Source organism: Rhodoferax sp. (genome assembly GCF_030646845.1).
Lineage (GTDB): Bacteria > Pseudomonadota > Gammaproteobacteria > Burkholderiales > Burkholderiaceae_C > Rhodoferax.
The window spans coordinates 63,735-75,640 of the sequence record NZ_JAUSLE010000086.1 but is presented as its reverse complement, the minus strand read 5'-3'; the positions used below and the strand labels follow the sequence as shown (position 1 = coordinate 75,640).

Here is an 11,906-nt window from a genome sequence, read left to right as displayed (position 1 = left end):
CACATGGCGCATGTAAGCCTGCACCGTGTCCAGGCCAAATTCGGCCACCATTTTGCGCAGTTCCTGCACCCCTTTTTCGTTGGCCGCAATCTGCGCCTTGAGATCGGCCATGTTCTGCTGCGGGTTGCGTGAAGGGTATTGCCCACTCTGTAGCAGCGCGATCATCTCGGCCTCGCGCAAGACCCCGCGGTCCACCAGCTTGACGTTGTTGCTCTGCACGCCCTCCTCCTCGAGGCGGGTCGAGAACGGTGGCATGGACCCCGGCGTGGTGCCGCCCACGTCGGCGTGGTGGCCGCGTGAGCCCACATAGAACATGGCCCCCACGCTTGTCGCTTCGCGTACCACGCTGCCCCCCGAGGGGGCGTTCGCGCCTTGGGGCGGCCCGGCGGCGCTCATCGCCTTCTCACGGCGATCCAGATACACCGGCGTGATGACCGTGATGTCGGGCAGATGCGTGCCGCCGGGGTAGGGGTCGTTCAGCACATAGACATCGCCCGGCTGCATGGTGGCGGCATTCTCGCGCACCACCGTCTTGATGCTTTCGCCCATGGAGCCCAGGTGCACCGGCATGTGGGGCGCATTGGCAATCAGGTTGCCGGCAGCGTCAAACAAGGCACAACTGAAGTCCAGCCGCTCCTTGATGTTGACCGAGTAAGCCGTGTTCTGCAACTGCAGGCCCATCTGTTCGGCGATGTTCATGAACAGGTTGTTGAACACCTCCAGCAGCACCGGGTCCACCGTGGTTCCCGCTGCGAATTTGATAGCGCGCGGCGCCCGTCTGACGAGGGCCAGGTGGTCAAATGCTGTTAACTCGGCGGCCCAGCCGGGCTCCACCACAGTGGTGGCGTTCTTCTCGGCAATGATGGCCGGGCCGGGGATGATGTCGCCCGGTTGCAGGTCCTCGCGCACCACCAGTGCCGCGTCGACCCATTGGCCGCCCGAGTACATGCGAACAGTTTCCCGCACCGCACCGCTCATCTGCAAATCTCGCGGCGCATGCAAGGCGTGGCGAGGCTCGGCCGGGGCGTCGCCTGCCACGACCGCTTCCACCGACACCGCTTCCACCACCAGGCCCTTGCCCTGCATCAAAAACGAGAAGCGCTGCCGGTACGCCGCTTCAAAACCCGCTTCAATGAGCGCAACGATTGCATCAGGCGCGGACGCGCTGGTCTGCGGATACTTCACCACCAGCGCGGCATCGCTGCCCTCGTAGCGCACATGCACGCGCCGATGGGTGGTGACGGCACCCACGCTGACCTGCTGGCGCGTCAACTCATCTTCGGCCACCCGGGCCAGCCCATCCAGCTGCGCGACGATACCGGCCATGGCGGCCGCCGTGAGCCTGACCTCCACCGCCTGCTCGCGAATCACGGTCTGGTCGGCCAGCCCCATGCCATAGGCGCTGAGCACCCCGGCCAGCGGATGCACAAACACGCGCGTCATGCCCAGGGCATCGGCGACCAGACAGGCGTGCTGCCCACCGGCGCCGCCAAAGCATTGCAGGGTGTAGCGGGTGACGTCGTAGCCACGCGCCACCGAGATCTTCTTGATGGCGTTGGCCATCTGCTGAACGGCAATGTCGATGAAACCCTCCGCCACACTTTCAGCCAGGCGACCGGTCTGGCACGCCAACTCGTCGAACTTCGCCTGCACCACCTCCAGGCTCAACGCCTCATTGGCAGCGGGACCAAAGACCTTGGGAAAATAGCGCGGCTGGATCTTGCCCAGCATCACATTCGCATCGGTCACCGCCAGCGGGCCGCCACGGCGGTAACTGGCCGGCCCGGGGTTGGCCCCCGCGCTCTGCGGCCCGACCCGAAAACGCGAGCCGTCAAACGCCAGAATCGAGCCGCCACCCGCTGCCACCGTGTGGATGCTCATCATGGGGGCCCGCATGCGCACGCCGGCCACCTGGGTTTCGAACTCGCGCTCGAACTCGCCGGCGTAGTGCGACACATCCGTGGACGTGCCGCCCATGTCAAAGCCGATGACCTTGTCGATGCCGGCCATCGCCGCGGTGCGCGCCATGCCGACAATGCCACCCGCCGGGCCGCTCAAGATCGCGTCCTTGCCCTGGAAGGCATGGGCATCGGTCAAGCCGCCGCTTGACTGCATGAAAAACAGCTTCACGCCCGGCATCTCTGCCGCCACCTGCTCCACATAGCGCCGCAAGATGGGCGACAGATAGGCATCGACCACGGTGGTGTCGCCCCGGCTGACGAACTTCATCATCGGGCTGGTTTCATGTGACGTGCTGATCTGCGTGAAACCCACCCCGGCCGCAATGCGCTTGGCTGCCAGTTCATGCGCGGTATAGCGATAGCCGTGCATAAATACAATGGAAACAGACCTTAGCCCCCGCTGGTATTGCCTGAGTAGCTCCTCTTTTAATAGCAACTCATCGAGTGGCTGAATGACGTCACCGTGCGCCCCGACGCGCTCATGGGCTTCCACCACGGCGCTGTACAAGAGCTCTGGCAACTGGATGTGGCGGTCAAAGATACGCGGACGATTCTGGTAGGCAATGCGCAAGGCATCACGAAAACCCTGTGTGGTCACCAGCAGGGTTGGCTCGCCCTTGCGCTCCAGCAGGGCATTGGTGGCCACGGTGGTGCCCATCTTGACGCAGGCCACCTGCGCCGGCGTCACTGGCTCATCCGCTTTGAGCCCCAGCAGATGGCGGATGCCGGCCACGGCGGCGTCACGGTAGTGCTCGGGGTTCTCACTCAGCAGCTTGTGCGTGACCAGGGTGAAGGAACCGTCCGCGTTGGGGCGCCGGCCCACCACATCGGTGAATGTGCCACCCCGGTCGATCCAGAACTGCCAGCGCTCGGTGCCATTGATTTCCATGTTCTCTCGCTATCGGTGCATCGTCAGGGACGTTTTTTTTCAGGCCTAGAGGCTGGCGGCTGACCGCGCGGCCTGGTCATAGATGCCGGACAACAGGCGCAACAGACGGGCCAGCTCGCCAATGTCGCGGTTCAGCGCGTCGTCGGCATTCAGGGCATTGATCAGACAGGACTCGCGAATCTCGCGGTACCGCTCCACATACTGGCGCCCGACATCGGTGGCGGCATAAGTCACTTCCTTGCCATTCTTGCGGGACGCGACCACCCCCAGGTTCTGCAATTTCTTCAGCGCGTAGTTGATCAGGTGCGTGTCTTCCACATTCATGATGAAGCAGATGTCCGCCAGCCGCTTGTCACGGGCGCGGTGCGTCACGTGGTGCAGCACCAACACGTCCAGCGGCGTCAGGTCCTTCAGGCCGGCTGCACTCATACAGTGCGCTATCCAGCGGTGAAACGCATTGCCGGCCACGATCAAGCCGAACTCGAACTCGCTCATCTCCGCGCTACGGGGAGACACGAGGTGCGCGGACGACACGATCGGGGGCGCCTCTGCGGGCAGCGACGCTGCGGCCAACAGGGGCTGGGACTTCTTGCTCATGAGCTGACTCCGACTTGGCATCTTTGTTGCATGATGCGGATTGTAGGCAGTTCAATCACAATTTATCAACGATTTGTTGACGTTTAGGGAAAACACTGATCAGCCGCCAACGAAACCGCCTTACATTCAATCGTCCACTTTGCCAACCACATCAACCGGAGTTTTCATGAAACGTCGCCTGTTCGCATTGACCACCCCTGCAGCCGCCCTCGCCCTGGCATTCACCGCAGGCCCGGCCGCGGCCCAGATCAAATGGGACCTGCCCGCCGCCTACCCGGCCAGCAACTTCCACACCGAAAACATCACCCAGTTTGCCAAGGACGTGGAAACCGCCACCGGTGGCAAACTCAAGATCACGGTGCACGCCAATGCGTCCCTGTTCAAGGCACCCGAAATCAAACGTGCGGTGCAGGGCGGGCAGGCGCAGATCGGTGAAATCCTGCTGGTGAACTTCGAGAACGAAAACCCGGTTTTTGGCGCCGACGGCATTCCGTTTCTGGCCTCCAGTTTTGCGGACAGCAAGAAACTCTACGCCGCACAGAGGCCAGTGCTGGACAAGGTACTGGGCGCGCAGGGCATGAAACTGCTGTATGCCGTGGCCTGGCCACCGCAGGGCTTGTACGTCAAGAAAGAAATTGCATCGGTGGCCGACATGCGTGGCGTGAAGTGGCGTGCCTACAGCCCGGCCACCGCCAAGATGGCAGAGTTGATGGGTGCCCAACCCGTCACCATTCAGGCGGCCGAAGTGAGCCAGGCGTTTGCCACCGGCGTGGTGGACAGCATGATGAGTTCAGGTTCCACCGGCTACGACACCAAGATCTATGAGTCGGTGAAATACTGGTACGACACCCAGGCCTGGTTGCCCAAGAACGCGGTCATCGTCAATCTCAAGGCCTTTAATGCGCTCGACGCCGCCACGCAGGCTGCATTGACCAAAGCCGCAGCCGAGGCTGAAACGCGCGGCTGGAAATCAAGCGCCGAAAAGAACGAGTGGTACAAGGCCGAGCTCACCAAGAAAGGCATGAAGATTCTGCAGCCCGCACCCAAGCTGGCCGCTGACCTGAAGCAGGTGGGCACCATCATGCTGGCTGACTGGGAGAAAAAAGCCGGTGCGGACGGCCAGACCGTGATCAGCGCCTTCCGCAAATAGCAAGCAAGGCATAGATGCGTGCATCGTCGCTTCGCAGCGGTCTGGACAGGCTGTATGACGGGTCTGCCTGGACCGCTGCACTCATGATGGTCGGCACCCTGCTCATGGTGGTGCTGGGCATGCTGGACCGCTATGTCGCACTGAACTTTCGCGGCACCGACATGTATGCCGGCTACTGCATGGCCGCCGCCGGCTTTCTGGCGCTGGCCCATACGCTCAAGAAGAACGAACACATCCGGGTCACCCTGCTGCTCAACGCGGCGTCACCCAAGGCAAAAAAGGCGCTTGAGCTGTGGAGCCTGAGCGCCGCCGTGCTGCTGGCGGGTCTGTTCTGTTTTTACAGCATCAGGCTGGCCTACCAGTCCTGGGATTTCAACGACATCTCCACCGGCAACGACGCCACGCCCCTGTGGATTCCGCAAATCGGCATGGCGGTGGGGACCCTGGTCCTGCTGGTTGCTTTTGTGGATGAGCTGGTGCTGGAGCTGCTGGGGCAACGCGTCACGGGTGGCGGCGACGATGCCCTGCACAACGAATAAAAACCAAGAAAATTCATGAGTGAACTCGGCATTACCGCGCTGCTGATTGCCTCGCTGTTCCTGATCTTGGGCAGCGGCGTGTGGATTGGGCTCACGCTCACCGGCGTGGCCTGGATTGCCATGGAGCTGTTCTCCAGCCGACCGGCCGGCGACGCCATGGCGGTCACGATCTGGGGCTCATCGTCAAGCTGGACGCTGACCGCCCTGCCCCTGTTCATCTGGATGGGCGAGATTCTGTTTCGTACCAAGCTGAGCGAGAGCATGTTCAAAGGCCTGGCCCCGTGGGTCAACTGGTTGCCCGGGCGACTGCTGCACACCAACGTGATTGGCTGCACCATTTTTGCCGCCGTCTCAGGCTCGAGCGCGGCCACCTGCGCCACCATCGGCAAGATGACGCTGCCGGAGCTGACAAAAAGGGGCTACCCGCAAGACCAGATCATCGGATCGCTCGCCGGTGCCGGCACGCTGGGCCTCTTGATTCCGCCCTCCATCATCATGATCGTCTATGGTGTGACTGCCGAGGTGTCGATCTCGCAACTGTTCGTGGCGGGGGTGCTGCCGGGCCTGCTGCTGGCGTCGCTGTTCAGCGGCTACATCATCGTCTGGTCGCTGCTCAATCCGGGCAAGATCCCACCGACCACCGAGCACTTCACGTTCATCCAACGACTCTACGAATCGCGCCACCTGATCCCCGTGGTGGGCCTGATCGGCGCGGTGCTGGGCAGCATTTATGCCGGCCTTGCCACCGCCACCGAAGCGGCTGCGGTGGGCGTGATCGGCTCGTTTGTGCTGTCGGCCCTGCAGCGCTCCCTGAACTGGGGCACGTTCAAGGAAGCCTTGATGGGCGCCACGCGGCTGTACTGCATGATCGCGCTGATTCTGGCCGGGGCCTCGTTCCTGACGCTCAGCATGGGCTACATCGGCCTGCCGCGCCATCTGGCCGAATACGTGTCCTCACTCGGCCTGAGCCCCTTCCTGCTGGTGCTGGTGCTGACCGTCTTCTACGTTGTGCTGGGCTGCTTTCTGGACGGCATCTCGATGGTGGTGCTGACCATGGGCGTGATCCTGCCCACGGTGCAGGCCGCCCACATTGACCTCATCTGGTTTGGCATCTTCATCGTGGTTGTGGTCGAAATGGCGCAGATCACGCCGCCGGTAGGCTTCAACCTGTTTGTGCTGCAGGGCATGACGAAAAAGGAAATCACCTACATCGCCCGCGTCACCCTGCCGTTTTTCATTTTGATGTTTGGCATGGTGCTGGCGCTGTGGTTCTTTCCGCAAATCGCCACCTGGCTCCCCGGCAAGATGTAGGCAAAAGTCACCCCCTTATGATGGTGGCCTCATGATCTCAGTCCTTGCAATTTGTATCGGCGCCAGCCTGGGCGCACTGGCCCGCTGGGGCCTGGGTCTGTGGCTCAACCCCGGCGCCGTCATCCCGTTTGGCACCCTCGCCGCCAACCTCATCGGCGGTTACCTGGTGGGCATTTGCGTGGCCATCTTTCAGGCGCTGCCGCATCTGGACCCGGTCTGGCGCCTGGCCCTGGTGACGGGTTTCCTGGGCGCACTCACCACCTTTTCCAGCTTCTCGGCGGAGGTGGTCGGGATGCTGGGGCAACAACGCTATGCCCTGGCGTTTGGCACGGCTGCGCTGCATCTGTTCGGCTCGCTGTTGCTGACGGTGGCAGGGATCAAAAGCGCTATGTTTTTCATAGCTGTCCGGGCTTAGTTGACGGGAGAAAGACGGGAATCGTGCCACGCTTTCGCAAGGCGAAAAAATCCCGTCGTTGTCGCGAGCCATGAGGTGTCTTCCTACTTGAGGACGGGTCCGTGTCCTCCCCGGGGAAGACTGATTTTCGGACTAACATGCTGCACAAGCATCGACTCGTTTGCACGGAGCCGCAAGATGAGAAGATCTCAGGTGACTTTTGTATTGCCTGCTTTTTTTGGATTCGCGACGCACCGTCTTTGAGGTCGGGCTGCCTGAAAAAGGAATTGCATGAGACTGTCTTTACGCTTCGTCTTGCCCCTGCTGCTGGTTCTGGCGGGCATTGCCTACGCAGTCGCGCCGCTGGTCGACCAATTGACGCTTCGCTGGTTCGTGCGCGATCTTGAAATCCGGGCAGAGCTGATCGCCAACACCATCCGGGAGCCTCTGCAGGAGCAGCTTGCGGCCGGCAAGAAAGCCAAGGTCGAGGACTTCTTCAACCACCTCACCCAGGACGAACGGGTCTACGCCGTCGGCTACTGTGCCGCACCAGCAGGCACGGTATTGGCCAGCCGCTGGCTTCCGGCGCAGATCAGTTGCGCCAATCTGGACCAATGGGAAGGACCAGGCGACCACTTGCTGCCAATCGCCCAGGGCCCCCTGCACGTCGCGGTGAAGCCGATGGTCAGCGAAGCGACGCCGGCCGGGCGCCTGATCGTGGTGCATGACATGAGCTTCGTCAACCGCCGCAGCGAAGAAACCAAGCGCTACCTCTTTTACGCCTTTTTGGGCCTGGCGGCTGTGGTCTCCCTGATCACCGTCGTCGTTGCGCAGCTGTCGTGGCGGGGCTGGATGGCCGGCATGCGCTCCCTGCTGCGCGGCGAAGGGCTCCTGCGCCAGCCGGCGCTCGACGCCCCCCCAGACCTGCCCGGATTCAAGCCCATCGCCCGCGACCTGCAGCGGCTGATCCACGAACTGGAAGCCGAGACCCGTGCCCGGGACGAGAGCCAGATCACCTGGACGCCGGAGGCCCTGCGCACCATCCTCCATGGCGAATTGCGGGGCGAGGACGTGATCGTCGTTGCCAACCGCGAACCCTACATCCACCAGCGCCGTGGCGAGCGCATCGAGGTGCAGCGACCCGCCAGCGGCCTGGTCACGGCGCTGGAGCCGATCATGCGCGCGTGCTCGGGCACCTGGATCGCCCACGGCAGCGGCTCGGCCGACCGCGAGGTGGTTGACAAAAATGATTGCGTCAAAGTCCCGCCCGACAATCCCGCCTACCAGATTCGCCGCGTCTGGCTGACGGCTGAGGAAGAAGCCGGCTACTACTATGGTTTCGCCAACGAGGGGCTCTGGCCCCTGTGCCACATTGCCCATGTGCGGCCGATCTTCCGCTCCAGCGACTGGGCCCAATACGTCGCGGTGAACCGCAAGTTTGCCAAGGCGGTGGTAAGCGAGGCCAAGACCAAGAATCCGATCGTGCTGGTGCAGGACTACCACTTCGCCCTGCTGCCCAAGATGATCCGCGACGAGTTGCCCGACGCCACGATCATCACCTTCTGGCACATCCCCTGGCCCAACCCCGAGTCGTTTGCCATCTGTCCCTGGCGCGAAGAAATACTGGCGGGGATGCTGGGCAGCAGCATCATGGGTTTTCATACCCAGTTCCACTGCAACAATTTCGTGGACACGGTGGACCGTTTTCTTGAGGCGCGGGTGGACCGCGCATCTTTCAACGTCTCCTTTGGCGGCAAACCGACCGCGGTGCGGCATTACCCGATTTCCATCGCCTGGCCGCCGGACGCGAGCCTGATGGAAAAGAGCGTGCCCGAGTGTCGCAGCAGCATCCGCCAGATGAACGATCTCCCGCCCGAACACAAGTTCGGCATTGGCGTTGACCGGCTGGACTACACCAAGGGCATTCTGGAGCGCTTTCGGGCCATTGAGCGTTTGCTGGAATTGAATCCGGACTGGGTCGGCCGCTTCACCTTTGTCCAGATCGCCGCGCCGACGCGCTCCGGCATCGAGGAGTACCAGCACCACGAGTCGCAGGTGCGGGCCATGGCGACCCGCATCAACGGCCGCTTCAGTCGCCACGGTCCGCCGCCGATCATCCTCAAGATCGAGCACCACGAGTCGAGCCAGGTCTACGAATATTTCCGCGCTGCCGATCTCTGTTTTGTCAGCAGCCTGCATGACGGCATGAACCTGGTGGCCAAGGAATTCGTCGCGGCCCGAGACGACGAGCGCGGTGTCCTCATCCTCTCCGAATTCACCGGTGCCGCCCGCGAATTGCCGGAGGCCCTGATCGTCAACCCCTACGATGCCGACCAGTGCGCTGCCGCCCTGCATCTGGCGCTGACCATGTCGGCAACCGAGCAGCGCGACCGCATGCGCCTGATGCGCGGCCTGGTGGCTGAGTACAACGTCTTCCGCTGGGCGGGCCGCATGCTGCTCGATGCCGCCGCCAAGCGCCGGCGCAGCTGGCTGGCGGACAAGCCTGAGATTCCAACCGTATGAAGATGCCGCGTTCCTCCCCGCCGCCGGCTCCCAGTCTGAGTTGGGCCTATTTTCTTGACGTCGACGGCACCCTGATCAACATCGCCGACACGCCGCAGGCGGTTGTGGTCGACACGACGCTGCTGGAGCTGATTGCGAGCCTGCACCGGGCCAGCGGCGGTGCCGTGGCATTGGTCAGCGGGCGCATGATCTCCGATCTGCAGAGCCGCGTCGGACTGTCCCAGTTGCCGCTGGCCGGTCTGCATGGGCTGGAGCGGCGCGACAGCACCGGGCGCCTGTGGATTCACGCCGCGCCACCGGCCACCAAGAGCGCGATCAAGGAGGCACTGGCACCGGTGCTGGCTCGCCATCCGGGCCTGTTGCTGGAAGACAAGGGGCTGACACTGGCGCTGCACTACCGACAGGCACCCGAGTTGGCCAGCTACGTGCACCAGATCATGGGCCGTTTCGCCAACCAGGAGGGCCAGGGGCTGGAACTCCAGCGCGGCAAACGGGTGGTGGAGATCAAGCCGGCCGGCATCGACAAAGGCACAGCGGTGGCCGAATACCTGGCGGAACTGCCCTTTCGGGGGCGGCGTGCGGTGTTCATCGGCGACGACCTCAACGACGAGCATGGCTTCGCCGAGGTGAACAGGCTGGATGGCATTTCGATCAAGGTGGGCAAAGGCGCCAGTTGCGCGCGCTTTCGCCTGCCCGACGTCGCGGCGGTAAGACACTGGCTGGGCATTGCCCTGAAAGGCGTGGAATGAAAAATCTTGACTTGGCCCTGATCGGCAATTGCACTATTGGCGCGCTGGTTGATGCGCGGGCCAATATCACGTGGGCTTGCTTCCCCCGCTTCGATGGCGACCCGGTGTTCTGCGCATTGCTCAAGGATACCGACGACTACGGGTTTTTTTCCGTCGAGCTCGCGGACTGTGAACGCACCGAGCAGCACTATCTCGAGAACACGGCGATTCTGGTGACGCGTCTGTACGACCGTCAGGGCGGCGCCGTCGAAGTGACAGACTTCTGCCCGCGCTTCGGTCAACACGGCCGCACGTTTCGACCCATGATGCTGGCCCGGCGCATCCGCCGCCTGGGTGGCAGTCCGCGTCTGACCCTGCGCCTGCGACCGGCCTGTGACAACGGCGCATCCCGTCCCGAGATGACCTGGGGCAGCAACCATATCCGCTATGTCGCGCCGGCGCTCGCCCTGCGTCTCACCACCGATGCCTCGCTCACCGCGATCATGCAGGAGACCCCCTTCTTTCTGGAGGACACGATCACGCTGCTGCTGGGGGCGGACGAAACCGTGCACGAAGCGACCGGTGAAGTCGGCCGGCGCTTCCTGGAGGAAACGGCACAGTACTGGCGTGAGTGGGTGCGCAATCTCGCCATCCCCTTTGAATGGCAGACCGCGGTGATCCGGGCCGCCATCACGCTCAAGCTCAATGCCTACGATGACACGGGCGCCATCATCGCCGCCATGACCACCTCGATCCCCGAGGCTGCGGGCAGCAGCCGCAACTGGGACTACCGCTACTGCTGGCTGCGCGACGGCTACTTCGTCGTCAACGCGCTGAACCGGCTCGGCGCGACCCGCACCATGGAACGCTACCTGGCCTACATCGTCAACATCGCAGCGAATGCGGCCGGCGGCCCGCTGCAACCGGTCTTCGGCATCGATGGCCGCACGGAACTGATTGAGCGCGAGATCCCGGCGCTGGCGGGTTATCGTGGCATGGGACCGGTGCGCATTGGCAATCTGGCGTATCGCCAGATCCAGCACGACGTCTACGGCTCGGCCATCCTGTCCGCCAGTCACATCTTTTTCGACCAGCGCCTGACCCGGCGCGGCGACGAGGCCTTGTTCCGTCGCCTGGAGTCGCTCGGCGAACAGGCCAGGCGTTGCCACGACCAGCCGGATGCGGGTCTGTGGGAGCTGCGCGGCAGCGCACGGGTGCATACCTTCTCGGCCGTGATGTGCTGGGTGGCCTGTGATCGCCTGGCCCGCATTGCCCTTCAACTGGGCCTGGCCGAGCGCGCCAGCTACTGGCAGGAGGAAGCGCGCCAGATCCACGAAACCATCAGCCAGCGCGCCTGGAACAAAGAGCGCGGTGCCTTCGTCTCCACCTTCGAGGGGGCGTCGATGGACGCGAGTCTGCTGCTGCTGGTCGAGCTTGGCTTTCTGGATGCGGGCGACCCGCGCTTTGCCGCCACCGTGAGCGCGGTGGAGAACGATTTGCGCCGCGGTGATTTTGTCTTCCGCTACGTTGAAACCGACGATTTCGGCGAACCGGAAAACGCCTTTCTCGTGTGCACCTTCTGGTATGTCAACGCCCTGGCCACACTGGACCGGCGCGAGGAGGCGCGTGCCCTGTTCGAAAAACTGCTGGCTTGCCGCAATCGCCACGGCCTGCTGGCAGAACACATTGAACTGAAGAACGGCGAACAGTGGGGCAACTTCGTACAGACCTACAGCATGGTCGGGCTGATCAACGCCGCGATCCGCCTATCGATTCGCTGGGACCAGGCGTTCTGACAATCAGCCGGAGGTCTT

9 protein-coding genes are annotated in these 11,906 nt (G+C 63.1%); 7 read left to right on the top strand and 2 right to left on the bottom strand.

The features are described 5' to 3' along the window. Together Q7T10_RS20415 and Q7T10_RS20410 are read right to left on the bottom strand one after the other, a co-directional pair. The coding region (locus Q7T10_RS20415) for a hydantoinase/oxoprolinase family protein (RefSeq protein WP_304751681.1) at positions 1-2,850 on the bottom strand (2,850 nt) is incomplete at its 3' end. A 45-nt stretch (positions 2,851-2,895) separates the two neighbouring features. Further along, positions 2,896-3,447, bottom strand: coding sequence for a winged helix DNA-binding protein (locus tag Q7T10_RS20410; RefSeq protein WP_304751680.1), 552 nt, complete (start codon positions 3,445-3,447; stop codon positions 2,896-2,898). A gap of 166 nt (positions 3,448-3,613) precedes the next feature. On the opposite strand from Q7T10_RS20410, the gene Q7T10_RS20405 reads away from it, so the two are divergent. From Q7T10_RS20405 to Q7T10_RS20375, 7 genes are all read left to right on the top strand, one after another. Then, complete coding sequence (locus Q7T10_RS20405) at positions 3,614-4,597, top strand: TRAP transporter substrate-binding protein (RefSeq protein WP_304751678.1); 984 nt, start codon at positions 3,614-3,616, stop codon at positions 4,595-4,597. A gap of 14 nt (positions 4,598-4,611) precedes the next feature. Then, positions 4,612-5,136, top strand: a complete 525-nt coding sequence (locus tag Q7T10_RS20400; protein WP_304751676.1) for a TRAP transporter small permease — start codon at positions 4,612-4,614, stop codon at positions 5,134-5,136. A gap of 15 nt (positions 5,137-5,151) precedes the next feature. After that, the gene (locus tag Q7T10_RS20395; RefSeq protein ID WP_304751675.1) at positions 5,152-6,447 is read left to right on the top strand and encodes a TRAP transporter large permease; all 1,296 of its coding nucleotides are present in this window, start codon (positions 5,152-5,154) and stop codon (positions 6,445-6,447) included. Positions 6,448-6,478: 31 nt separating this feature from the next. Then, entirely contained in the window at positions 6,479-6,862 is a 384-nt protein-coding gene (gene crcB / locus Q7T10_RS20390) for a fluoride efflux transporter CrcB (protein WP_304751674.1), read from the top strand. Positions 6,863-7,132: 270 nt separating this feature from the next. Next, positions 7,133-9,364 carry a trehalose-6-phosphate synthase gene (locus Q7T10_RS20385; protein ID WP_304751672.1) on the top strand — a complete coding sequence of 744 codons (2,232 nt, stop codon included), beginning with the start codon at positions 7,133-7,135 and terminating at the stop codon, positions 9,362-9,364. 2 nt (positions 9,365-9,366) lie between these two features. After that, positions 9,367-10,113, top strand: coding sequence for a trehalose-phosphatase (otsB, locus tag Q7T10_RS20380; RefSeq protein WP_304751670.1), 747 nt, complete (start codon positions 9,367-9,369; stop codon positions 10,111-10,113). Further along, a complete protein-coding gene (locus Q7T10_RS20375) occupies positions 10,110-11,888 on the top strand; it encodes a glycoside hydrolase family 15 protein (protein ID WP_304751669.1) in 1,779 nt (592 codons plus the stop codon). Before otsB ends, Q7T10_RS20375 begins: the two co-directional genes overlap by 4 nt. The last annotated feature ends 18 nt before the right edge of the window (positions 11,889-11,906 follow it).

Bases quoted from the DNA above. Each gene is read 5' to 3' on its own strand.
- Q7T10_RS20410 (WP_304751680.1), bottom strand. From the start codon at position 3,447: ATGAGCAAGAAGTCCCAGCCCCTGTTGGCCGCAGCGTCGCTGCCCGCA.
- Q7T10_RS20405 (WP_304751678.1), top strand. From the start codon at position 3,614: ATGAAACGTCGCCTGTTCGCATTGACCACCCCTGCAGCCGCCCTCGCC.
- Q7T10_RS20400 (WP_304751676.1), top strand. From the start codon at position 4,612: ATGCGTGCATCGTCGCTTCGCAGCGGTCTGGACAGGCTGTATGACGGG.
- Q7T10_RS20395 (WP_304751675.1), top strand. From the start codon at position 5,152: ATGAGTGAACTCGGCATTACCGCGCTGCTGATTGCCTCGCTGTTCCTG.
- crcB (WP_304751674.1), top strand. From the start codon at position 6,479: ATGATCTCAGTCCTTGCAATTTGTATCGGCGCCAGCCTGGGCGCACTG.
- Q7T10_RS20385 (WP_304751672.1), top strand. From the start codon at position 7,133: ATGAGACTGTCTTTACGCTTCGTCTTGCCCCTGCTGCTGGTTCTGGCG.
- otsB (WP_304751670.1), top strand. From the start codon at position 9,367: ATGCCGCGTTCCTCCCCGCCGCCGGCTCCCAGTCTGAGTTGGGCCTAT.
- Q7T10_RS20375 (WP_304751669.1), top strand. From the start codon at position 10,110: ATGAAAAATCTTGACTTGGCCCTGATCGGCAATTGCACTATTGGCGCG.